Raw genomic sequence first — 22,742 nt, 5'->3', positions numbered from 1 at the left:
TTATGCTACTAAATAATAATACCAATGGTAATTATACTACTCGTCAGTTGAAATTACCATTGGAAATAGAAAAATTAATTGATATTTCTGATCCGGTATATACTTTCTGTGAGGTTATGGATCACATCGACCTATCAAGATATTTTGTAGAGAAAGGATACAAAACAGGTCGTCCAGGATGTGATGAACAGAAACTCCTTAAAGTGATACTCTTTGCATTTATGGAACACGGTATCTGTTCTCTGCGGGAAATTGAGAAACTCTGTAGGAATGATATCCGATATATGTATCTTCTCGATGGCATGAAGGCACCTTCTTTTGCTACTTTCGGCAACATCATCCGAAATAAACTGACGGATTCAATAGAACAAATCTTCATGGACATCAACACATATATTTTCGAAAAGGATCATGTTGATCTGGAACACGCCTATATCGATGGCACGAAAATAGAGGCGAATGCGAATCGCTATACCTGGGTATGGAAAAAATCCTGCACAAAGAATCGAGGAAAGGTTTTTGACAAGATATCTCTTCTAATCGATGCCATGAACCTTCAAGTTTTAGGATATTCAGGTGTGAAACTTGAGAAACGTGAAGAATACGCCATAGATTATGTCTCTGAACTGTTGGAATTGTACAAGAAGGGAACAAATCTGGATGAATCCACATTTGTGTCTGGCTGTGGTCACAGAAAGAGCATTCAGCAAAAACAGTATCAGGAACTGCAGGGATATCTTGAGCGTTTGAAAACATATGCACGTCATATAGAAATATGTGGAGAAAACCGAAACAGTTATTCTAAAACGGATCATGATGCCACTTTTATGAGATTAAAACGGGACTACATGGGAAATGACCAGCTGCTTCCAGCGTATAATCTTCAGACAGCCGTCTGTGATGAATACATTGCTGTGGTTGATGTAAAACCATACGCATCTGATATGGAATGTTTTGTGCCATTGATGGGAAAGTTTAACAAAACCTACGGGCATTATCCGAAGTATCCAGTTGCCGATGCAGGGTATGGTTCCTACAATAATTATCTTTATTGCAACGAGCATGGAATGGAAAAATATATGAAATTCACCATGTTCAAAAAGGAAACGACAGATAAAAAATACCATGAAGATCCCTACCGTGCAGTGAACCTTAAACAGGATGAATCAGGAAATCTCATATGCCCAAACGGGAGAAAATTTATTTTTAAATACAATAAGCCTGTATATAAGAATAAATATGGCAGGACCGAAGAAATCTATGAATGCGAATCATGTGAAGGCTGCCCACATAAAAGCGAATGCTGCCCTAAGGCGTCAGGCAACAGAACAATTCGTATGAATCAAGAGTTGACTTCTATTCATCAAGAAGTAATTTCAAATCTTGAATCCATACATGGTGCACTTTTGAGAATGAACCGCAGCATTCAGGCAGAAGGTACATTTGGTATTTTAAAATGGGACAAATCCTACAAAAGACTATTTCGAAGAGGTGAGAAGAACGTTATTCTGGAACTCACGCTGATTTCTTGTGGTTTTAACCTGTATAAGTATCATAACAAGAAACAGCGCATCCAATCAGCCGCTTAAAAATAACGGGTTATTCACATAGCCTTTATTCAGTGCGCTAATTTTCACCAAAACAAGTAACATTTATCAGAATATTTGATGTAATATACAAAGAAACGCCAGATCCGGCATTTACCGGAACTGGCGTTTCTTAATTAAGGACTTTTTTTACAGCCCCTTGAAAATGACAGCCGCCGATGGCAAAAAACGTCTGACAGACGTTGCCGATACGGAACAGCTTTTACGTATTATTCAGTCGGTTCCTTCTCCGAAAGCGGAACCCTTCAAAGCCTGGCTGGCAATGATAAAAGGAACAAGTGATGAAAATATTGGTTTTAATGAAATTTTATAATTTTCTTCCGAGCATATCCGGGTTGGTGGCATACTTCAGCGCCGTATCCCGGCTGATGATACCTTTTTTACACAGGTTCAAAAGGCTTCCGTCCATGGAAATCATATCTTCCTTTGTGGAGGAATAGATGAGTCCCTCAATCTGAGGGACTTTGTTGTCCCGGATCATATTCCGGATTGCCGGAGTGACGGTCATAATTTCCAGTGCGGGTACGATCCCGCCATCGACAGTAGGGACAAGCTGTTGAGAGACAACGGCCGTCAGCACGGTAGAAAGCTGGACGGCAATCTGGCGCTGCTGGTTTGCCGGAAATACATCGATAATACGGTCAATAGTATTTGCGGCGCCGATGGTGTGGAGTGTCGAAAGAAGAAGATGGCCGGTTTCGGCGGCGGTCATTGCCACGTTGATCGTCTCATAATCACGCATTTCACCGAGAAGAATGACGTCCGGGCTCTGGCGCAGGGCTGCCCGCAGAGCAGTGACGTAGCTTTCCGTATCCACGTTGATCTCGCGCTGGCTGACGATGCTGCATTCATGGCGGTGCAGGAATTCCAGCGGGTCTTCCAGAGTTATAATATGTTTTTGTTGATTTTTATTGATTTGATCTATGATACATGCAAGAGTGGTGGATTTTCCGCTGCCTGCAGGGCCGGTGACAAGAATCATACCTTTGCCGCCGTCGCCCAAATGGATAACATAATCCGGGATTCCGAGTTCGTGAGCATCCGGAAGGTGAAAGGTAATAATTCGGATAACTGCGGATAAGGCGCCCCTTTGTTTATAGGCGCTGACACGAAAACGGGACAACCCCTGAATGGCAAAGGAAAAATCATCATCGCCTGCATTGTGGAGAATATTCAGATCACGATTTCCTGCTTCCTGATATATTTCATTTAATAAAGATTCTGTATCCGGCGGAAAAAGCTTTTCATCATTAATTCGATTAATGACGCCGTTTCTGCGGAAGGATACCGGAAGGCCTGCGACAATAAATACATCGGAGGCCTGCTCTGCAATTGCCTGCTCTAATATTTCTTTTAATTTCATGGTTATGAACTCCTCGTTATTATTCTACAGGTATAAGGTTAAGAGAATTATCGGCATTCCAGTCACTGGTCGAAATGAGCTGCCATGCCTGGATTTTATAATAATTTTCATGTCCGGAATCATTGGTAATAAGCAAAGATACGTTCAGCGCCTGTTTTGCGCCGGAGGGAACCTGATAGGAAATGACGGTTCCTTCCTCAGTGCCGGTGCAGGATAAAGGAATATTATCAATCTCTTTGCCGTCGAGCCGGGCGGCTGCAGCCAATTCAAAAGAAGCCAGTTCGCTGTCTGCCTTTTCCTGTACGGCGTTTTTCTGTGCCGCGTTTATCTGCTCTGCAGTCTCCGCCAGTATTTGATCGATTTCTCCGAGGATCATTTCCGCCCTGGAGGACGCCTCATAATATTCGGTTTTATGCTCCGCGGATCTTTTGCTGAAAGAATAATCACTCTGGGCGCTGGAGAGAGAAAGTATGGCGAAGGTTGTCAGACAAAGCACCAGAAATACGATCAGCAGAGAGGAAGAGCCGATATTTACAAATGTCGATTGCTGCTTATTTCGTTTCATCGGATATCCTCCTTGCAATATGGTATTTTGTTTCAAGCTGATAAATGGATTCGCCGGAGGTTTCGCTGAAATCCATCCGGGCTGTCAGCGTATAGTCTTCCTGGGACAGATGAAGCGACAGGATATAGCTGCTGCTTTCTTCGCCGCAGGCAGAGAAATTGTCATCATAGCCAAAAAGAAGGTCGGCTTCGGAACCCGTTTCCCCGTCTGCCGATCCTCCGTTTGAAAATGTTCCGCCCGGATACGTTTTTTTCAGGAGCAGCAGACAATCCTCTATTCCATCAGCGGTATCTATTATTTCAGCAAGGTTGGCACATTCATTTACCCCATGATTTAAAGCCCTTGAATCATTGCTGAGCATATGCGATGTGACAAAAATCTGCACGCAAACAGCACTTGCAACAGAGAAAAATAAGATTGCAAGTATCAATTCCATCAGAAATAAGCTGGATGACCGTGCCCTGCTTCTATGCTTCATAAAAAATACAATCCTTTCTATTGGCTTTTAACGCTGATAATCGTTGATGCCTCTGTGTTTTCGTTATCCACACAGGTGAATTTCAGCAGATTTTCAGAGATCTCTTCCATAGAGAAATCCTGAATTTCCATAATTGTCCGTCCGGCGGAGGCTGTCATTTCCGCGCCTTCTTTGACAAAAAGTTCTTTAAGCTCGTGGCCGTAAATATAGATATATGTATAATAGTGTTCATCATTATGAGACTGCTCCATGACCAGCGCCCGGCATCCATCGAATTCATCCAGGTACACGGCGCCCTCGCAGTCATTTTGATGTATTTTTTCGTTAATATAGGACAAGCTTGTCCTGGAGGTATAGTTGAGGGATGAACTTTCCGTGGTGGACTGATAAATTCGTGCCGCGAGAAGAATCACTGTAAGCGCGGATAAGGCGAATACAAAAAATAATGCGACCGGAAACAGAAAGTCGATCATATGCTTTTGTTTTGCTTGGAAGCGCATTATTTATCCCCCTTTTCAATAATCGTGATATCCGGTAAAATGTTGGAACCGGTTACCCGGTAATCGACAAAAAATGTATCTTCATCATAAAAAAGCCCATAATTATCCTTGAGATAATCCAGACTTTCCGGATAGGAGCCTTCGACAGAATAGCAGTAGGTGATACTGCGCATAATTGCCTTTTCAAGACTCTCACGCTGACGCTGCATCGTGCTCTCGGAGAGAGAGGATATTCCCTGAATGAACAGCAGGAGTATCAGCAGAAACAGACAGGCAGAGAGTATGAATTTCGGCGGGGTATGAGATTGTTTTCTGTATTGAAAACGACGCATATTTTCCACTCCTTATATACTGGACATAATTCCCATAAGCGGCAGCATGACCGACAAGAGGATAACGCCGACGATCAGGGACAGCAGAACAACAAGGGTCGGCTCAAGCACTGCAAGAACATCATTCATCCGCGAGTCAATATCCTCCTGGTACAGATCGGCGATCTGCTCCATGGCGTGGTCCATAAAACCGGTTCTGGAGCCGACGGACACCATACGGGCATAAACGCCGGTGAACATGCCGGAGGTAAACAGCGCCTGGGAAAGCTCCTGCCCCTCTTTCATCTGTTTTTGGCAGGCGTCAATTTTCTCCTGGAATACAGGGTCGTCATTCAGGGAGGTCACAAGCTCCATGCTGTACTCCGGATTCAGACCGCTTTTTAAGGTCAAAGCCATACCGCTGGCAAATCGGCAGGCGGCAATATCTTCATAAATCACTTTTGTAAATTTCAGTTTATGGGCCAGTCTGCGGAACATGGCGCGCCCGGATTCTGTCTGAGTGCCGTAGAGGATCAGAGCGGCAATGATGATAATGAGCGCGATAAAGGCAATCGAATACCGGTTAATAGCGGTTCCGATATTCATCAGCATACGGGAAAATCCGGTCATTTCCGTGCCGAGCTGGACAAAAACCTGATTAAATATCGGCATGACTTTCACCAGCAGGACAACGATGACAACCACCATCATCCCTGTCATGATCATCGGATAAGTCACGGCGCTGCGGATATTTTTGCGGATAGAATCTTCTCTTTCATAGTGATTCTGCAAGGCGGCCATGACCTCATCCAGAGTACCGGTCTCCTCGCCGATGCGAACCATATTCAGCATGTAGGGAGGATAGATTTCAGTGGTTTCCATAGCCTGATACAAACTTCCGGTTTCCTGCATGTTCTCAAGAAGAGCGGTGAGAATCTTTTTTTCCTCCGCAGAATCGGCATCCTCCAGCATAATTGTGAGTCCTTCCATGGAAGAGATGCCCGACCTCAGAATCAGGGCAATCTGCCCGCAGAAGGAAGATAATTCCAGATTGGAAAAGGGTTTCATAATCGTCCTCCATTCATAAGTTAATAAGAGTATTTTACCGTGTAATTGCTTCCGTCGCCGATATACTTTTTGACGGCGGAGCCTTCATTGTTGGCGGCCAGAGTAGGGTCAACCAAAGACCAGTTTTTGCCGTCAAATTCTATAATATTATCGACCCATCCGATTTCATCAAGGTAAACGCTGATCCAGGCATGATAAGCTTCGCCGGAATATCCGACCACCAGCTTGGTTGGAACTCCCTGGGAGCGCAGCAACGCGGCCATCAGGGAAGCGTAGTCGAAGCAGATGCCTTTGCCTGTTTCCATAGTTACATCGATATCGGGAAGATAATCGGCGGAAACATTGGCAGCCAGCTCCTTATCATAGGAAATATTTTCTATGACATAGTGATAGACCTGCGCCACATAATCTAAATCGTCGGAAGAACTCTCCGAAAGCTCTTCCCCATAGGATACCGTCGCATCATCCTTTGTGAACCATACATACTGATTCGGATATAGAAATGGTTTGAATTCATCGTTTAAAGTCACCTCGATATCCTGAGAAAATGCCATGGCATACATATTGTCATAAGCGTGTTCAAGAATATCCAGATGATAGGCGCCGTTTCCGCCGGACAGCGGGAAGGTCTCATAGGAGCCGGCAAACATTGTGTAATTATACACAGTGCCGTCGGGCGCCGTGATCTGCAGCCGTATTTTATCGGCATCACCGGAATATCGGACCATAATATATCCCTCGGAAATGTTCGAGGCGTCGATAGAAATAATATCATTTTCATAAACTGTGCTTCCGGATGCTTCCGGGAGAAGAAATTCATGCTGCGTTTTACGCGTTCCCGCCGATGCATCCTGCTTTGCCGTTTCACTTTTTTCCGTTGTTACGCGTTTCTCCGCCGGTTGGGCTTCAGAAGCGGCATTGGCCTCCTGGCCTGAACAGCCGGCTAAAAGGAAGACTATAAATAATACAATAAGAAACACCCGTATACGCAGTGTTTTTTGATGCATTGTACAGCCTCCTTTCATGCTTGCGCGCGTATTTTTATGGTGTTTGATCAGACTAGTTATAGTATATCATATGTCGCAAAAAATGCAATTTACTTCTTTCAAAACGATAGGGGACCAGCATGTCGAGGGAGCAATTATATTTTGTGAAGCATGTTGTTTTTATGTATAGCGGGGCGTATAATAGGCTCATAATAGCTGTCGGGAGGTTTTTATGAGTTATAAGACGATAGATGGTTTGATGCGACATTTGCGGGATAGTGGAATTGAGATTTCGAGAAGTAAACAAAAACGTCAGTTGATGAATACGGGATATTTTCATGGATATAAAGGATATCGCTTTTTTAAAAGTTCTCAAAATAGATTGCCTTTTGTTTCTTATGATGAGGTATATGCAACAATTCAGTATGACTCATCTTTGAAGGCTTTATTTTATGGGAAGATGATGTATATTGAGACAGCGGTAAAAAACATTGCCCTTGAGAGCATATTGGTTAATGCAAATTCAGAAAGTATTCAAAATATGTTTGAAAAGGTTGTGAGCGGATATAATAATGCTCCGGCTTCTTTTTCGCCAGAGCAAAGGAAAAAGCTGCAGCAGAATAAATTGAATTTACAAAATTCTATTCAATCAGGTCTTGCGCGAGCATATAAAAAAAGTAATCCTAAGATTACACATTTTTATAATAAGGAAGGTTATTCAGGTGTTCCTGTATGGGCATTGTTTGAGATAATGACGATGGGGGATTTGGGTTATTTGCTGTCTTGTCTTACATACAATGTGCGTGATGATATTTCTAAAAGGCTTGGAATAAATGTTTCAAGTGATACGGATCGCCAGTTGATATATAAGTATATTTATACTTTGAAGGATTTGAGAAACGCTATTGCGCATAATGCGGTGGTGTTTGATACAAGATTTCGTAATATTGATCCTACCAAAGCAATGAAGCAGTGCCTGAAAATAGAAATAGGTTTACCTTATGTTAATTTCAAAACGATAGGCGACTATGTTATACTTATGTGTTATTACATGAAATTACTGCGGGTATCTAAAACAGAGATTAAGGCATTTATTCGTGAATTTGAAAGAATAACGGAGGATTACAGAAAAGTTGTCAATGCGGATGTTGCATCGATTGTAATTCATCCGGATTTATCGGCAAGAATGTGTTTGCTAAAAAAATTTTTGTAAAACTTGCATTTTTGATGGGATTGTCGTATACTATAGATACTAATTGGGGTATGCGTTTGCGGACGCATATTTAAGAAAGCCGGAGAAATCCGGCTTTCTTGCATTTAATATAATATGTATTTTATGTAATTTTTCAATCATTCTTCCAGATATCGTTTTAAGACGCGGCCAACCTCTTTGACATCGATCGGTTTAGCGATATGAGCATTCATTCCATGGTCAAGGCACCTCTGGATATCTTCGGAAAAGGCATCCGCTGTCATGGCAATGATAGGAAGGGATGCATCCTGCCGGTCCATGGCACGGATGGCTTCGGAAGCCTCATAGCCGTTCATGATCGGCATTCGAATATCCATCAGGATCGCATCATAATATCCCGGTTCAGATTTCCGGAACATTTCTGTGCAGACCTGGCCGTTTTCTGCCCATTCCAGTTCAAGTCCCAGATCCTGGAGCAGTTCATTGGCAATTTCCCAGTTCAATTCGTTGTCTTCGGCCACCAGAATCCGCCGGCCCGCAAAATTCGGGACAGCTTCCTCATGTACAGGCTGCGGTTTATCGTTATCCATAAAGGCGCGCAGGCCGTAGAACAGGGTGGAGCGGAACAGCGGTTTCATCAGGAAACCATTAATGCCTGCCGCACGGGCCTCTTCTTCGATTTCACTCCAATCATAAGCGGAAATCAGGAGGATAGGTACGTCATCGCCCAGCTGTTTGCGCAGTTCGCGGGCTGTTTCAATGCCGTCCATATCCGGAAGTTTCCAATCCAGCAAAATAATATGATAATCATTATGTATACGGTGATGTTCAGTGACAACGTGGACAGCGGTTTCGCCGTCTAAAACCCATTCGGCCCGAATACCGATAGATTTTAAGGAGGCGACGGTGCTCTCGCACAGCTGCTGGTCATCATCCACCACAAGCATATTCCAGTCAGGCAAAATCATATCCTCCGCCAGGCCTTCTGCACGTTCAAAGTCCAAAACGACCTGGAATTCGGTGCCTTCGCCCTGCTTGCTGGATACGCTGATCTCACCGCCCATAGCATCCACAATATATTTGGTGATCGCCATGCCGAGACCTGTTCCCTCAGTTCTATGGACACGCTTGCTGTCTTCCCTGGAGAAGGACTCAAAGATTTTGCTCTGGAACTCTTCAGAGATACCGATACCGGTATCCTTAACATGGATACGGATACGGACATAATCATCGCCCTTCGGGGAAACTTCTTCATGGAGGGTGACTTCAATCCGGCCGCCTTCCGGAGTAAACTTGATCGCATTCGACAGCAGGTTCAGCATTACCTGATTTAACCGCACACCATCACATTGGATATTTTCCGACATAATGTTGTAGATGGAAACATGAAAATGCTGATGTTTGGCTTTTATCTGAGGCTGTACAATGCTGACAATGCCGTCCATGACTTCCCGCAGGGAGATTCTTTCGGTATTCAGAGTCATTTTCCCGCTTTCAATTTTCGACATATCCAGTACATCGTTGATCAGGCCGAGCAAATGCCGGCTGGACAGAGTAATTTTTTTCAGACAGCTTTCCACCTGCTGCGGGTTATCCATATTGGCCGTGGCAATGGCCGTCATACCCATAATAGCGTTCATCGGCGTACGGATATCGTGACTCATATTGGAGAGAAATTCACTTTTTGACTTGCTGGCGTTTATTGCCGTCTCCCGGGCTTCTTCCAGTTCCTGCACCTGCGCGCGGTTCAGGCTGAAGTATTTGAAAAATACAATGAGAACGACGATAAGAATCGCCGCGCAGCTGATCAATGCGGCGAGCAGCGAACGGGTTCCCAGCGTTTCCACCGATTCATTCAGCGCGCCGTAAGGCATCAGGGATACCAGATACCAGACAGAATGCGGCAGACTGGAACAATATACGTGGCGGCGTTCGCCTTCAACCTGAATGATGGCAGAATAATCGACGTCGGCGGCTATGGCCTCTTTCAGCTCTGCCATGTAATCGTCACGGCTTTTTCCTTTCCAGTCTTCATACATACTTTCAACCCGGTCAAAATAATTATCCCGGTAAGCATCGCTGGTTCGAACGACAAAGCCGCCGTCTTCGCGGATAACAAAGGAATATATCAGAGAATCCTCATCCTCCAGAGACAGGGTATCGGCAATGTAGTCGATCGGCAGTTCGCCGACCAGGGCAATGCAGTCTTCCTTGCCGGGGATTTTGGAGTCGAGGGGTACGCCAACCAAAACGACCTGTTTACCTTCACCGTTATAGCCGAGGGCCAGGCGCTTTTCGCCTTCCTTCATATAGTTGAGAAATGCATCGGGCTCGGTGGGCGTCAGCCCATCGCCATAAAGCATCTCAAGACTTCCGTCGCTATAGCAATAGGCGGCGGCGTCAAAGCCTCTTGTCTGTACATTGTATACCAGCCATTGATTCAATGCGTCTTCATCATTGATGTATTCCGGCGGGATAGTTTCAGCCAGAGTTTCCAACTGGGTCATCCGATGTTCCGTCATGGTTTCAAAATGTTTGATGATCCGGTTGTTTATGTTGAACATATAAATATTTCCTAATTGGCTGACCGTTTCATCATTCTGCTTGTTTATATAAAGTGTCAGTACTGCGAACACACCAATGCAGACGATACAGACAGCGATCAGGCTGGAAACCAGAAAATGGTTAATTTTATTTTTCATCGCGCTTAAACCTCACATTCTTCGCGAAAAGCCTGAATTGCCGTTGTCAGGGCAAGCTGATCGATCTTTACCTGTTCAAAAAACTGGTCTGCTTCCGGAGTCCAGCCGTGCCGAAGGGCATCGGATAATTCACTGCTGGAATTCAGCAGCGGTGTAAAACTCAGGTTCTGGCAGATACCTTTGATAGTGTGGGCCGCCCGAAAGGCCTGCTCATAATCTTTTTCAGCCATAGAAGTACAAAGAAGGCCGAAGCTCTGATCATCCAGATATTTGAGCATAAACTTCTGAACTAAACGGTCGCTATGAAGGCGGGCGGATACGTCCGCATAGTTGCCGCCGAAGGCAGCATAACAATCTTGCAGTGTCATTTTTCATTCTCCTTTACAGCGTTAATCAATCGATGAGATCGCGGACAAAGTGTCCTTTATGGAATCATCATAGAAGCAGTACTGGCTTCGCCCTGTGCGTTTCGCATGATAGAGCGCCTGGTCTGCCGCATGGAACAGTTCTTCATATTTATTGCCGATTTCTTTTGTGACGGCAATACCCATGCTGACGGAAAGCGGAAACTCTTCATAATTGCCGGACATGGCATTAAAAATACGGCCGATGATCTGCTCGGGATCCGTTTTATATTCCATGAAAATTAAAAATTCGTCGCCGCCCACCCGGGCGAGAATATCCCCATGGCGTGTGGACTGACAGAGTTTTTCTGCCATATGCTTTAAAACCTGATCGCCGAACATATGTCCATAGCGGTCATTGGCGTCTTTAAAATGATCCAGATCGAAAATAACCATAATATGGTTGCCATTAGGGTTATGTTCAAGCGTGGCCTGAATAAGTTCTCTGGCAGTGCTGTGGTTTAAAAGCCCTGTCAGTGTATCGTGGGTGGCACGCTTTTCAAGTTCCTTCAGCCTTTCGCGGGAATTATGGATGTCGACACATTTCCCGATGGCGCCTGTATAAACAGGCTGTTCGTCGCCGGCCCAGATAGCCTGAGCGATAATTCGGTACCAGCGCTGCTGACCGCACAAATTGAGCGGACATTCATAGGTAATTATCGGAGATTCCGGAGTTGTTGAACGCAGCGCTTTGGATATATCCATCCATGCCTCGTCGCCCAGAATCTCAAGAACTTTGGCGTCATAATGAGGCTCCAAAATTATTTCATCCGTGCCTAGTTTTTTCGCTCCCCAGCTGGACAGGGTGAGCAGACATGGGTTTAACGTATACTCGAACTGGATTTCCTCGGTCATGGCGGCAAAGAAATTGTATTTCATCCGTTCATGATCCAGCAGACGTAATGAGCGCTCCGATATCATATGGCTTTCATGGCTTGTTATCTCCTGGGAAAGCTTCCGAAGATCCGGCTGATATACGGTGACGGATGCATTTGCGAGCGCGTTCACCAGCAACGGGGCTGTTTCCTGCAGACAATCCAGCAGCATCGGATTGAAAGTGCCGCACTGGCCGTCCAGAATCATCTGGATGGCGGTTTCGTGAGAAAATGCCTTTTTATAGCAGCGTTCGCTGGTTAAGGCGTCATAAACGTCAGCCAAAGCTACGATCTGAGCAGAGATGGGAATATCATCTCCGGCCAGGCCGTCAGGATACCCCCGGCCGTCATAGCGCTCATGATGCCACCGGCAGATCTGATAAGCGGTTTTGACCAACGGCTCACTTTCATAGGTAGGAAGATTTTTCAACATTTCCGCGCCTATCAGAGAGTGAGTTTTCATAATTTCAAATTCCTCTTCAGTCAGCCGTCCCGGTTTGTTCAGAATATCTTCACGGATGGCGATCTTGCCGATATCATGAAGGGCTGAAGCAGTGCCGATCAGGCTTATATCCGCATCAGAAAGCGGATATTGTTCAGTCTTTTTGCGCAATTGTTTCAAGAGCATTTCGGTTATAGTGCGAACATGGACAATATGTACACCGCTTTCCCCATTTCGAAATTCCACAATATGACTTAAAATGTCTACCATCATGCTGCTCTGACGCTCTTTTTCATAAATTTGATCGGCCAGCATCCCAAGGAGCTTTTTCTGTTTGCTGTATAAGAGGATGGTGTTAATCACTCGACGGCGGACAATCAGCATATCAAAAGGACGGGTGATAAAATCTGTGACTCCAAGGTCATACGCCCGCTCTACCTGCGAGGTATCTTTTTCTGCGGAAATCATGATCACGGGAATATTTTCAATCCAGTGATTTTGATTCATCACAGACAATACTTCAAAGCCATCCATAAGAGGCATCACGATATCCAGAAGAACGACAGAGATATTCAGCGACTGCTTTTGAAGGATGGCAATGGCGGCAAGACCATTTTCTGCCTCAATGATTTCATATGCATTGTCCAGCATATCTGTTAAAATGGAACGGTTCATTTCGGAATCGTCCACGATCAATATTTTTTGTTTTTTGGTATTCTCAGAGTTAATCATTTATCAACATCTTCCTTAAAAATATTTTTAAGCGCGTATATATAAAATCATAGTACAAATGGAGATTTTTTTCAATACGATAATAACTTATCTTTTGAAAAATTGATAAAGAAAAACCTCAATTTTGCGGCAAGCGCATAAAAAGGCCGACGTTTACAGATACTACTTGCAGAAATGGAGAGTACAGTAATGGAGGAATTTTTATATGAAAGCTACAGGAATTGTGAGGAGAATTGATGATCTGGGCCGCGTTGTTGTCCCAAAGGAGATTCGCAAGACACTGCATATCCGGGAAGGAGACCCGCTGGAGATTTTTACGGACAGGGAAGGAGAGATCATACTGAAAAAGTATTCTCCGATCGGAGAGCTGGGTTCCTTTGCGCGTCAGTATGCGGAAGCACTGGCACACAGTACAGGGCATGTGGTGAGTATTACAGACAGAGACAATCATATCGCGGTGGCCGGAAACGGCAAGCGGGAATTGATGAATAAGCCTGTCAGCAAGGCGCTGGATGAGGTGATCGAAAAGCGGAAAATGGTGGCGGCCGCCGGGTCTGAAAAGGAATATGTGCCGCTGGTAGAAAGCGAAGCGGAGCATTATGCCTATCAGGTTATCTGCCCGATTATTTCCGAAGGAGACGCTATCGGTTCCGTTGTTATTGTAAGTAAGGATGAAAGAAGTCCGATGGGAGATGTGGAGAAAAAGCTGGCCGCGGCGGCGGCAGGATTCCTTGGCCGCCAGATTGAGCAGTAGCGGCAGGCAGATTAGATCACAGCAAAAGGGAGCCGGCCGGGGCAGTGCAAAAAATGGTGGAAAATGGCACTGTTCCGGCCTGTTTCAATTGACTTCCCGCAGAAAATATATTAAAATATTTTTCATGGGAGGGAGATAAAATTATGGCAGAAATACTTCATCATCTTTTACATGAAGTCGTTACATATGCGGTGATCGGATTTGAATGGATCGGCGTTATCATCATTGCTATTTCCGGTATCCGCGGTGTAATTGAATTGTTTAAAAAGAATCCGGATATTGATCTGCATCTGAGTCAGGGGATGGCGGTGGCGCTGCAGTTTATGCTTTGCGCGGAGATCGTTAAACTGATTACGATCGGCGATCTGACGGATATCCTTTTAGTGCTCGGTATCGTGGTCCTGCATATCGCGATCACATTGCTGGTTGCCTATGAATTGAATCATAAGAAGCATGAACGCCATGAGCGGCATGAGCGTCATGAAAAGAAAAAACATGAGCAGGAGCTTCAGGCGCAGCAGCTTGCGGCACAGCAGCTTCAGGCAGAGCAGTCTAAGGCTGCGGAATCACCGGCGGAGTAACCGGCCGGGTGATGAATGATTCGGTGAGATTATAGAATGAAAAGAGAGAGACTATCATTTTCATCATATTTGATGACGGTGATGGTCTCTTTGAGTAATAAGAAGTCAACGAGGGTTGGCAGGGAGATCATAAGGGAGACAGATATGGATGTACACGAGTTATTATTAAAAGTTCAGAATAAAGAGTTGGATTTGGCCGCTGCAGAAGCGTATTTAAAAAAGCTGCCTTATGAGGATCTGGGCTTTGCGAAGCTGGATCATCACCGGGCATTGCGTTCTGGCTTTGGCGAGGTGGTTTACTGCGCCGGAAAGACAACGGAACATCTGGTGAAGATTTTTGAGAGCTTCAGCGCGCGGAGAAGCAACGTTCTCGGCACACGGGCATCGAGGGAGCAGTATGAGGCCGTCCGGGCCGTCCTGCCGGAAGCGGTTTATGAGGAACTGTCCCGGACAATTTATTTGCAGTATAATGTGCCGGAGCTCAAAGGACGGATCGCCGTGTGCACCGGCGGAACCTCGGATATTCCGGTGGCTGAGGAGGCTGCCCGGACGGCAGAATTTTTCGGGTGTTATGTAGATCGGATTTATGATGTGGGCGTGGCGGGAATCCATCGCCTGTTCTCGAAAGCGGAGCTTATATGCAAGGCCAACTGTGTGGTGGCGATCGCCGGAATGGAGGGCGCTTTGGCCGGGGTGATCGCCGGGCTGGTGGATAAGCCGGTTATCGCCGTGCCGACCTCGGTGGGTTATGGGGCAAATATGAAGGGACTGTCCGCCTTGCTGACGATGATAAATTCCTGTGCGGAGGGTATTGCCGTAGTCAATATTGATAATGGGTTTGGCGCTGGATATATGGCGGCCCAGATCAACCGGCTGGCGATTGGAGCTGAAAAAGAATGATCTATGCGATTACGAACCGGAAACTGGTTTCCGGAGATGAAGCGGTTTATTTTAAACAGATTGAAAAAATAGCGGCGGCAAGGCCGGACGGCATTATCCTCAGAGAAAAGGATTTATCCTTCCCGGAATATGAGCTTTATGCCGAACGATGCCGGGAGATTTGTGACAAATGGGGCACACCGCTGATCCTCAATCATTTTTGGGAAGTTGGAAAAAAGCTGGATATCCGTCGGATCCATCTGTCCATGCCGGTATTCCGGCAGTTGTCGGAGCGTGGAAAAACCGGGGACAGCGATTCGCCTTTTAAGGGGTGGGCGCAGGTGGGCGTGTCTGTGCACAGCTTGGAAGAGGCGGTTTATGCCGGGAAAGCCGGGGCGGATTATCTGATCGCGGGACATATTTTTCTGACGGATTGTAAAAAAGGTGTTCCGGCCAGAGGGCTGGATTTTCTGAAGGAGATCTGCGAAGCGGTATCCATTCCCGTATTTGCCATCGGAGGCATGAATGTGGAACATGGCCGGGCGGCAATGGCAGCGGGAGCTTCCGGCGTGTGTATGATGTCCGAATTGATGGAAAGCGATGCACCGGAGGAAATCATCAAATTATTTTCTGGACGCTCTGAGCAAAGAATGATAGAATGAAAGTGACTATCTAATGCAAGGAGGAGACACACTATGTTAATTAAAGCAGAAAACACAGCAGCAATTATTGTCGATGTTCAGGAAAAACTGATGCCTGCCATGTTTAATCGGGAGGAAGTTGAAAAGAATGTCAATCGTTTAGTTGCCGGGTTAAAATTACTGGAAGTTCCGATGATCGTAACCCAGCAGTACACAAAGGGGATTGGTATGACGATTCCTTCTGTGATTGAAACTTTTGGTGATGATTTCAGTTACATGGAAAAAACAAGTTTTGGTGTTTATGGGGAGACGCCGATCAAAGAAGCTATTGAGGGGCTTGGAAAGAAAAATATTATCGTTTGCGGGACGGAAACCCATGTATGCGTTCTTCAGACATGTATTCAGTTAAAAGAGGCGGGCTATCAGCCGATTCTTGTGACGGATGCCGCCGGATCCAGACATGCGGAGGACCGCAAGTTTGGTATTAAGAGAGCGATGCAGGAAGGCGTGCTTGTGACCACCTATGAAGCGCTGCTCTTTGAATTGATGGGCGGTTCCACCTGCCCGGTATTCCGCCAGATTTCCAAAATCGTAAAATAATGCGGTTTATCATTTCACCGGCAAAAAAGATGAATGAGACTCCGGATATCCTTGATTTTCAGGGATACCCGGAGTTTATTGAAGATGCGGAGATTCTTCGGGAATATATGGCGGGACTTTCCTACGGAGAAGCAAAAGCACTTTGGAAATGTAATGACTCCATTGCTGAATTGAATTTTGAGCGATTTCGGCAGATGAATCTGCGGCGGGGCCTGACTCCGGCCATTATGGCCTATGAAGGCATCCAGTATCAGTACATGGCTCCGGCGGTGATGGACGAGGCTTCTCTCGATTATCTGCAGGAGCATTTGAGAATCCTGTCCGGTTTTTACGGAATACTTAAACCGATGGACGGCGTTGTTTCCTACCGGTTGGAAATGCAGGCCAAATTAAGGCCGGAACTGCAGGTGTCGTGCGGCGCCGAGGACCCGGTGGACATCGAAGTGAAAAGCTTTAAAACCCTGTATCAGTTCTGGGGCCGGCGGCTGGCCGATGCGTTGTTCAGAGAGAGCGACATTATTATCAATCTGGCGTCAAAAGAATACAGCAAAGCGGTTTCTTCCTATTTAATACCGGACATCCGGTGGATCACCTGCGTTTTCGGGGAATATAAAGACGGGAAGATCATCGAAAAGGGAACCTTCGCAAAAATGGCTCGGGGCGAGATGGTCCGATTTATGGCGGAACAGCGGGCGGAATCGCCGGAGGAGATGAAAAAGTTTGACCGGCTCGGCTATCGGTTTGCGCCGGAAGCATCCGATGAAAAGACCTATGTGTTTGTGAAATAGACAAAAGAAAAAGTGGGTCAACCTCCGGTGAAAAATCCGGAGGGCTGAAAAGTCTTGAATTTAAAGGATTCTTAAAAAGAGGTTGACCCACTTTTTTGAAGAAATTATGGGTAAAAAGGGGAATTTGGGGTGGAAATTAAAAAGAAAATGTGATAAACTCTGTTGTAAGAGAATTACCTATAAGGAATTGAAACCTTCGTTGTACTGCTTCTGATCATGGTTAGAAACCAGTAAGAGAATTACCTATAAGGAATTGAAACTCCCACGGGATATCGATATGGATAACCGAGATCGTGTAAGAGAATTACCTATAAGGAATTGAAACCTGCTCCAGCTGATCGCTCAGCCCTTCATAGGTATGGTAAGTAAGAGAATTACCTATAAGGAATTGAAACATAACAGGTGCTGACAAAACGACATACACCATCATAGCCACCAGGTAGGAGAATTACCTATAAGGAATTGAAACCTTAAAATCAATCTTTTTTAACATGCCTTTCTCCTTTTGCGTGGTAAGAGAATTACCTATAAGGAATTATTTTTAAAAGGCCCATTTTATTTAAATAATGAGAGAAAAAAACTATCACATATCGATTGGATATGTGATGTTTTTTTTGTGGGCAAATTCGGAGAGGCAGCAAAAATAAAATGCAAGTGTCGGTTACAGGGGTAAAAAAATAGTGTTTAATAGAGACGGATTTAAACGACACATGTTTTTGGGAGGGCTGTCTTATGAGAAGAGAAAAGAGAGATAGAAGGTGCACCCTTTCGGGCATCCCGTATGTTAAATGCTGCGCATGGGCGCGCTCCGTCAGGCTCCGCGCGACAAGGTATATCCTTTCGGGCATCCCGTATGTCAAATGCTACGCATGGGCGCGTTTCGTCAGGCTCCGCGCGATAGGGTATTTGTTAAAGCTTCCGCGGTTGAAAGGGCTGGTGTGGCTTCGGGGACGGATGGATGGAAGAAATGGGACAGCGGCGCTTAATGACAGACAGGTCGTGCAGAGTGGGGAAGTGCAGATGTACCAAAAGCGTTTTCAGATGTTTGTGGGAGCCCGAATCCGAAATCTTGATGAGGAGTTTCATTCTCTTTCTGCGGAATCGGAGAAGTTGATTTATGAATTGAATAAAAAGATGCCGCCAATCCCGGAGTGCAGGCCGGTGCCGGAGGGCGCGAACGCCATGAAACAGCGGGCGGCGGAGCGCAAAGCTTATGAGATCCGGCGGATGAAGGAGGAACGTCGGACACAAAGGGAGGCGGATATTAAGCGCCTCATTGATATTCGGACAGCCTTCAGCGAGAAGGAGGCCTCATGCCTGGAAAATCTTATGCGGACGGCGGCTGCCATTGAGGAGATTTTGGCGGTTTACTGCAAGGGCGTTTTTGATGAAAACCCCCTGTTTGAAAAAAATATTCCTGCGGTGAATGTTGAAGGGGCGATTAAGCAGTTCTACGATGAGATTGAGTGGCCCTATGCCGCTCTGGAGAGAATCGATAAGGAGGTACAGAAGTATCATGAGAATTTATAATCCAAAGTGGCCGGAATGTCATAAAAGTATTCCTGGAAATTCGACGAAGTCTTTCGGGAATACGATGGGCGTGATATAATAAAAACGAGGTGGAATTATGTCAAAAGAGAGTGAGAGAGCAGTCAGCCTGCAGGACTGTGTGGATTATTATGCAAAGACTGGTTCGCATGATTTATATATGGAACAGATTGACCGGTGTCAATCCCGGCGGGCATTGCTTTTCAGGCTGTTAAAATTCTTTTTTCAGCGGGCCGGGATGGAGACGGAGGCGGAGATCAATGCATTTTGCAGTGATAAAACGATTCGGAAATCCGAATGGCTTTACGGCGCCGGCGGAAGCTCGGATAAAGTTACGGGCATGACATGGCATAACTGGAAATACGGAAAGAATATACCGGAGAGGGCTTCATTGATTCAGATGGCATTTTACCTCGGGCTGAATGCCGAGGATGGAGACAGGCTTTTAAAGACGGCGGATCACCGGGGGCTCTACGCCAGAGATTTCCGGGATCTGACGGCGGCTTTTTATCTGAATCAGGGATTTCGGGAGAGTAAAGGCGCAGTGCCGGATACAAAAAAGGCAGAGGAGCGGATGCTGCGGATGCGAAACAAAATCCGCCTTTTCAGAGAAAAATATTTAGAGAAAAGAGAGCTGGTATATGATGTGGCGAGGGACATATGGTATTACACAGGGAAGCTGGATGCGGATATCCCGGTGAATCAGCCGATAAAAAATATATCAGAGGAAATATACAGAACATCCGTCGAAAAAACAGATATGGCGGAGGAAGATTTTGAACAGTTTTTATCGGAGCATATAAAAGAGCTGGAGATTCGGCGGATGGGCGCGATTCACATTATGGAGAAATATATGTCCGACAGGGGTTGCTTTTTTAAATATCTTGAGGATTCAGAAAAATACAGGGTTTTAACGAAATCCGGTCAATATGAATATCGGAAAGAGGTTCAGGGAATTTTGAAGCGTATCCTTCGGATCAGCGGCGCTTCGAATTATGATTTTATTATGAAGGGAAGAAAAGCGAGCGCCGGGGAGACCTCGAGGCTGACAGATAAAGAGGCGTTGTATAAGATAGTAGAAACGAATATTTACACCCTGGTACGCTTTTGTTTTGCAACGGGAAATGAGTCGCCGGAGAAGGTAAACTTTTTGTTGAGGCGTTCCGGCTTCCGGGAAATATCCCGGTGCGAGGAGGAATATTCGAGGCTGGACTTTTTCCTCAATTACTTGTACAGGGTGGCAGACATTGATATTATGAGAGCCGGGAAAAGGGATAACGGGTGGACGAATCTGGCTGTTGGGCGGCGTAATTATGATTATTTTCATCATCCGGTATTTGAGGATTACTGGTATGCCTATGAAACCCGGTCCAGGAGGATATAAAGTGAGATCTTATCAGATAAATGACAGATTGATCAGCAATAACACAGGGATTTATGTGGTGGAACGTCTGCTGCAGAGCGGAGCGGACAGTCGCCTGTATGTGGTGAACCGTCTGCTGCAGGGAGAGCGGGATGACAGTTATCGCTATTTTGTGAAGCAGCAGCGTTTATCCCTCGAAGCGGCGGAGCGGGCCAGAGCCATTTCAAATAAATTGAATCAAAGCGTGTTTTCCGAGGTCGGAAGGCTGCTGGAGCTGACGCTGCCGGTGATTGAGGTGTTTGAATTCGGGGGCGATGTATTTTCCCTGATGAAATATTATGATGGCGGAATGTTTCTGGAGGACATCATTGCTGAACAATTGGAGTCGATGAGCACCGGAGATATTTTTGAACTCTTTGGGCGGATCCTCCGGAATACGGAAAAGATTCATTATCTGTCTGAAAAAGGGAGAGGCATACTGCATTTGGATGTGCATCCGGGCAATATTTTCTGCTGTAACGTGGACAGGGATTCTTCGGGAGGCCGGTTGACGGTGGAGGGTGTGCGCTATATTGATTTTTCAGAGGCATTGGAAATGCCGGAGGGCGGCAAAAGCTGCCGGATTAAAGAGGAAGACCACAGAAAGGCGGCCAGGGGTTATCGGGCCGCTGAACTTTTGAATATTTCCGGGGGAGAAAACGAAGTGTCCAGGGGAACCGATATTTTCTCACTCACGGCGATCCTGCTGTTTATGCTGAAGAAAAAGGCGGATCCGGCTTATGTGATGAATGATGATACGATGTACTTCTACAGCGATATCACGCTGGATGACCGGGCGGGCGAGCGTCTGGGACTGGATGCGATGACATTAAATTTATTAAATCAATTTCTATATACAGGCTTATCCATTGACCGGGGGCTTCGTTTTAATGAGGATACCCGATTATACATCAAATGTTTTGAAGATGTCTTTTCTTCTTATCAGTCATTTCACCGTGGGAAGCTGGATGAAGTGATCATGATGGGATTCAAATATTCTTTGCAGTCCATACATAATGAATATCTTCCGTGGGAGCGGATGAAATATCTGTGGCCAGAACAGTCGGAGCGAACCGGGCGGACGGAGCAGTCGGAGACGGCGGTTCTTGCGATGCACAAATCGGCGGTCCGGGAACTGGCGGAGCAGCTTCTGCAGCCCAAGGCGGATAATCGGGATAATGGGCTTCATATGTATATGTTTCGGATTTTATGGGACATGTACGGGCGGTTTGAAAGCTTTTTTAAGATAAAACCGGATGGAGAGACAAAGGCGCTTCTGGCAGCAACGGGCATTGCAATTTATAACAATTTGGGAAAATCCGTGGATGCGGGCCCTTGTGTGACATTGTGGAAAAAGAATAAAAGCTTCATCTCGCCGGAGATTGTGCTTTTTACGGCAACAAAGATTCCGGGATATTATGAAAATATACTGGATTTCCATACAGCGCTGGAGGAGGCGATGCGGAATGTGCGGGCCCAGAGGCAGCAGAGCAAAGCGTTAAAGGCCATTATGGAAAGTTATTATGATATCCGTTATGAGGCCGGTTCCGAGGTGACAAAATCTCCGGTATATGCAAAATCATTGAGCGCCTGCGGCCGTTATTACAGCTTTATGGGTGAACGGGATAAGGCGGAGCAAAGCTTTGAAAAAGCCCTGGCATCTTTTAAGTCGGATGACGCGGTAAATATAAAGCGGACGCGGGGCTATTATGCCCATTGGGCGATCGAATTCGGGGAGGAAGACAGGTTCAGGGAGTTATATTCCGGCGGGAATGACTGGTTAGATATGCTGAAAAAATTATGTGCGGATATGGATAAAATACCGGGATATGATTTTTTGATTTTCATAAAGGGCTTTCACCGGTTCGGACAGCCCGGAGGCGTCCCGGAGAAAGGTGATGTGTTCCGCTTATTCAAAGAAATCATCCGGCGGGGGGATTGCTATACACAGCATCCTTGGGGGCTCATTTACCGGCATCTTGGTTCAATTTTTATGGAGACCGGAGATGAAGGGATGAAAGGCTGGGCTGATCAGGCGTTTCAGCTGGCATGCCGGAGAATGGCTGATGATGAGAAAAATTTTACATTGGAAACGATATTTGCGTATCATTCATATTTTATATGGCGCGGTTATAACAGCCTCACCAGGCCGGAAAGGGATGAGGTGAATGTGCGTTGGGAAGAGCTTTTTAAGCGGATGTCGGCCCACGGCATTAAAAAGAATGTTTCCGGAGATAAGATTACCGGCGCGGCTTCGATCAAAGCGAAGTTAAATATACTGGATACGCTTTTCAGATATGAGTTTGCCTGAGAGCAAGCCCGAC

Annotated in this window: 21 protein-coding genes, 1 pseudogene and 1 CRISPR repeat array; of the genes and pseudogenes, 12 read left to right on the top strand and 10 right to left on the bottom strand. The window is 45.8% G+C overall.

The annotated features are described in order from the left end of the window. Together ACMN7X_RS02695 and ACMN7X_RS02690 are read left to right on the top strand one after the other, a co-directional pair. Positions 1 to 1,589, top strand: a 1,589-nt coding sequence (locus ACMN7X_RS02695) for a transposase (protein ID WP_418745963.1), incomplete at its 5' end; no start/stop codon positions are given. A 109-nt stretch (positions 1,590 to 1,698) separates the two neighbouring features. Next, positions 1,699 to 1,875 (top strand): annotated as a pseudogene (locus ACMN7X_RS02690) (BRO family protein); the annotation flags it as partial. A 39-nt stretch (positions 1,876 to 1,914) separates the two neighbouring features. Here the strand turns inward: ACMN7X_RS02690 and ACMN7X_RS02685 are convergent. The 7 genes from ACMN7X_RS02685 to ACMN7X_RS02655 are packed head-to-tail and all read right to left on the bottom strand — an operon-like array spanning position 1,915 to position 6,899. Continuing rightward, positions 1,915 to 2,970: a type IV pilus twitching motility protein PilT gene (locus ACMN7X_RS02685; protein ID WP_418745962.1), complete on the bottom strand. Its 1,056-nt coding sequence runs from the start codon at positions 2,968 to 2,970 to the stop codon at positions 1,915 to 1,917. Between the two features lie 19 nt (positions 2,971 to 2,989). Further along, entirely contained in the window at positions 2,990 to 3,535 is a 546-nt protein-coding gene (locus ACMN7X_RS02680) for a hypothetical protein (RefSeq protein ID WP_418745961.1), read from the bottom strand. Then, positions 3,522 to 4,013 carry a hypothetical protein gene (locus ACMN7X_RS02675; protein ID WP_418745960.1) on the bottom strand — a complete coding sequence of 164 codons (492 nt, stop codon included), beginning with the start codon at positions 4,011 to 4,013 and terminating at the stop codon, positions 3,522 to 3,524. Before ACMN7X_RS02675 ends, ACMN7X_RS02680 begins: the two co-directional genes overlap by 14 nt. A 17-nt stretch (positions 4,014 to 4,030) precedes the next feature. Next, positions 4,031 to 4,513, bottom strand: coding sequence for a DUF4860 domain-containing protein (locus ACMN7X_RS02670; RefSeq protein WP_418745959.1), 483 nt, complete (start codon positions 4,511 to 4,513; stop codon positions 4,031 to 4,033). Beyond that, positions 4,513 to 4,845: a hypothetical protein gene (locus ACMN7X_RS02665; protein WP_418745958.1), complete on the bottom strand. Its 333-nt coding sequence runs from the start codon at positions 4,843 to 4,845 to the stop codon at positions 4,513 to 4,515. The genes ACMN7X_RS02670 and ACMN7X_RS02665 overlap by 1 nt, the downstream gene beginning before the upstream one ends. A 12-nt stretch (positions 4,846 to 4,857) precedes the next feature. Further along, entirely contained in the window at positions 4,858 to 5,892 is a 1,035-nt protein-coding gene (locus ACMN7X_RS02660) for a type II secretion system F family protein (RefSeq protein WP_418745957.1), read from the bottom strand. Between the two features lie 20 nt (positions 5,893 to 5,912). Further along, positions 5,913 to 6,899 carry a transglutaminase-like domain-containing protein gene (locus ACMN7X_RS02655; protein ID WP_418745956.1) on the bottom strand — a complete coding sequence of 329 codons (987 nt, stop codon included), beginning with the start codon at positions 6,897 to 6,899 and terminating at the stop codon, positions 5,913 to 5,915. A 211-nt stretch (positions 6,900 to 7,110) separates the two neighbouring features. Between ACMN7X_RS02655 and ACMN7X_RS02650 the strand changes: the two genes are divergently transcribed. Beyond that, complete coding sequence (locus ACMN7X_RS02650; protein WP_418745955.1) at positions 7,111 to 8,091, top strand: Abi family protein; 981 nt, start codon at positions 7,111 to 7,113, stop codon at positions 8,089 to 8,091. Positions 8,092 to 8,228: 137 nt separating this feature from the next. Here the strand turns inward: ACMN7X_RS02650 and ACMN7X_RS02645 are convergent, their stop codons facing one another. The 3 genes from ACMN7X_RS02645 to ACMN7X_RS02635 are packed head-to-tail and all read right to left on the bottom strand — an operon-like array spanning position 8,229 to position 13,225. Continuing rightward, positions 8,229 to 10,772, bottom strand: a complete 2,544-nt coding sequence (locus tag ACMN7X_RS02645) for a response regulator (RefSeq protein ID WP_418745954.1) — start codon at positions 10,770 to 10,772, stop codon at positions 8,229 to 8,231. 5 nt (positions 10,773 to 10,777) lie between these two features. Then, positions 10,778 to 11,140 (bottom strand): Hpt domain-containing protein, encoded by a 363-nt coding sequence (locus ACMN7X_RS02640; RefSeq protein WP_418745953.1) that lies wholly within the window; start codon positions 11,138 to 11,140, stop codon positions 10,778 to 10,780. Positions 11,141 to 11,161: 21 nt separating this feature from the next. Further along, on the bottom strand, positions 11,162 to 13,225 hold the full coding sequence (locus ACMN7X_RS02635) for a diguanylate cyclase (protein ID WP_418745952.1): 2,064 nt from the start codon (positions 13,223 to 13,225) through the stop codon (positions 11,162 to 11,164). Between the two features lie 205 nt (positions 13,226 to 13,430). Here ACMN7X_RS02635 and spoVT point away from each other — a divergent pair, with 205 nt between their 5' ends. The 9 genes from spoVT to ACMN7X_RS02590 all read left to right on the top strand — a co-directional run bounded on the left by spoVT (position 13,431) and on the right by ACMN7X_RS02590 (position 22,729). Then, positions 13,431 to 13,979, top strand: coding sequence for a stage V sporulation protein T (spoVT, locus tag ACMN7X_RS02630; protein ID WP_418745951.1), 549 nt, complete (start codon positions 13,431 to 13,433; stop codon positions 13,977 to 13,979). A gap of 143 nt (positions 13,980 to 14,122) precedes the next feature. Next, positions 14,123 to 14,560, top strand: a complete 438-nt coding sequence (locus tag ACMN7X_RS02625; RefSeq protein ID WP_418745950.1) for a hypothetical protein — start codon at positions 14,123 to 14,125, stop codon at positions 14,558 to 14,560. A 144-nt stretch (positions 14,561 to 14,704) separates the two neighbouring features. After that, positions 14,705 to 15,460, top strand: a complete 756-nt coding sequence (gene larB / locus ACMN7X_RS02620; RefSeq protein ID WP_418745966.1) for a nickel pincer cofactor biosynthesis protein LarB — start codon at positions 14,705 to 14,707, stop codon at positions 15,458 to 15,460. Further along, positions 15,457 to 16,101, top strand: a complete 645-nt coding sequence (locus ACMN7X_RS02615) for a thiamine phosphate synthase (RefSeq protein ID WP_418745949.1) — start codon at positions 15,457 to 15,459, stop codon at positions 16,099 to 16,101. The genes larB and ACMN7X_RS02615 overlap by 4 nt, the downstream gene beginning before the upstream one ends. 33 nt (positions 16,102 to 16,134) lie before the next feature. Then, a complete protein-coding gene (locus ACMN7X_RS02610) occupies positions 16,135 to 16,680 on the top strand; it encodes a hydrolase (protein ID WP_418745948.1) in 546 nt (181 codons plus the stop codon). After that, entirely contained in the window at positions 16,680 to 17,468 is a 789-nt protein-coding gene (locus ACMN7X_RS02605; RefSeq protein ID WP_418745947.1) for a YaaA family protein, read from the top strand. Before ACMN7X_RS02610 ends, ACMN7X_RS02605 begins: the two co-directional genes overlap by 1 nt. A gap of 164 nt (positions 17,469 to 17,632) precedes the next feature. Then, positions 17,633 to 18,010: a CRISPR direct-repeat array (repeat unit 30 nt; unit sequence GTAAGAGAATTACCTATAAGGAATTGAAAC). Positions 18,011 to 18,200: 190 nt separating this feature from the next. Continuing rightward, entirely contained in the window at positions 18,201 to 18,998 is a 798-nt protein-coding gene (locus ACMN7X_RS02600) for a hypothetical protein (protein WP_418745946.1), read from the top strand. Between the two features lie 97 nt (positions 18,999 to 19,095). Further along, the gene (locus tag ACMN7X_RS02595; protein WP_418745945.1) at positions 19,096 to 20,400 is read left to right on the top strand and encodes a hypothetical protein; all 1,305 of its coding nucleotides are present in this window, start codon (positions 19,096 to 19,098) and stop codon (positions 20,398 to 20,400) included. Position 20,401: 1 nt separating this feature from the next. Further along, positions 20,402 to 22,729 carry a protein kinase domain-containing protein gene (locus ACMN7X_RS02590; protein WP_418745944.1) on the top strand — a complete coding sequence of 776 codons (2,328 nt, stop codon included), beginning with the start codon at positions 20,402 to 20,404 and terminating at the stop codon, positions 22,727 to 22,729. Positions 22,730 to 22,742 lie beyond the last annotated feature (13 nt).

Origin of the sequence: Frisingicoccus sp., from assembly GCF_048388605.1 — a bacterium.
GTDB lineage: Bacteria > Bacillota > Clostridia > Lachnospirales > Lachnospiraceae > Frisingicoccus.
The sequence above is the reverse complement of the archived record's forward strand: the minus strand, read 5'-3'. Positions and strand labels throughout refer to the sequence as shown.

Coding starts and splice junctions, on each gene's coding strand:
- ACMN7X_RS02685 (WP_418745962.1), bottom strand. CDS start 2,970: ATGAAATTAAAAGAAATATTAGAGCAGGCAATTGCAGAGCAGGCCTCC.
- ACMN7X_RS02680 (WP_418745961.1), bottom strand. CDS start 3,535: ATGAAACGAAATAAGCAGCAATCGACATTTGTAAATATCGGCTCTTCC.
- ACMN7X_RS02675 (WP_418745960.1), bottom strand. CDS start 4,013: ATGAAGCATAGAAGCAGGGCACGGTCATCCAGCTTATTTCTGATGGAA.
- ACMN7X_RS02670 (WP_418745959.1), bottom strand. CDS start 4,513: ATGCGCTTCCAAGCAAAACAAAAGCATATGATCGACTTTCTGTTTCCG.
- ACMN7X_RS02665 (WP_418745958.1), bottom strand. CDS start 4,845: ATGCGTCGTTTTCAATACAGAAAACAATCTCATACCCCGCCGAAATTC.
- ACMN7X_RS02660 (WP_418745957.1), bottom strand. CDS start 5,892: ATGAAACCCTTTTCCAATCTGGAATTATCTTCCTTCTGCGGGCAGATT.
- ACMN7X_RS02655 (WP_418745956.1), bottom strand. CDS start 6,899: ATGCATCAAAAAACACTGCGTATACGGGTGTTTCTTATTGTATTATTT.
- ACMN7X_RS02650 (WP_418745955.1), top strand. CDS start 7,111: ATGAGTTATAAGACGATAGATGGTTTGATGCGACATTTGCGGGATAGT.
- ACMN7X_RS02645 (WP_418745954.1), bottom strand. CDS start 10,772: ATGAAAAATAAAATTAACCATTTTCTGGTTTCCAGCCTGATCGCTGTC.
- ACMN7X_RS02640 (WP_418745953.1), bottom strand. CDS start 11,140: ATGACACTGCAAGATTGTTATGCTGCCTTCGGCGGCAACTATGCGGAC.
- ACMN7X_RS02635 (WP_418745952.1), bottom strand. CDS start 13,225: ATGATTAACTCTGAGAATACCAAAAAACAAAAAATATTGATCGTGGAC.
- spoVT (WP_418745951.1), top strand. CDS start 13,431: ATGAAAGCTACAGGAATTGTGAGGAGAATTGATGATCTGGGCCGCGTT.
- ACMN7X_RS02625 (WP_418745950.1), top strand. CDS start 14,123: ATGGCAGAAATACTTCATCATCTTTTACATGAAGTCGTTACATATGCG.
- larB (WP_418745966.1), top strand. CDS start 14,705: ATGGATGTACACGAGTTATTATTAAAAGTTCAGAATAAAGAGTTGGAT.
- ACMN7X_RS02615 (WP_418745949.1), top strand. CDS start 15,457: ATGATCTATGCGATTACGAACCGGAAACTGGTTTCCGGAGATGAAGCG.
- ACMN7X_RS02610 (WP_418745948.1), top strand. CDS start 16,135: ATGTTAATTAAAGCAGAAAACACAGCAGCAATTATTGTCGATGTTCAG.
- ACMN7X_RS02605 (WP_418745947.1), top strand. CDS start 16,680: ATGCGGTTTATCATTTCACCGGCAAAAAAGATGAATGAGACTCCGGAT.
- ACMN7X_RS02600 (WP_418745946.1), top strand. CDS start 18,201: ATGAGAAGAGAAAAGAGAGATAGAAGGTGCACCCTTTCGGGCATCCCG.
- ACMN7X_RS02595 (WP_418745945.1), top strand. CDS start 19,096: ATGTCAAAAGAGAGTGAGAGAGCAGTCAGCCTGCAGGACTGTGTGGAT.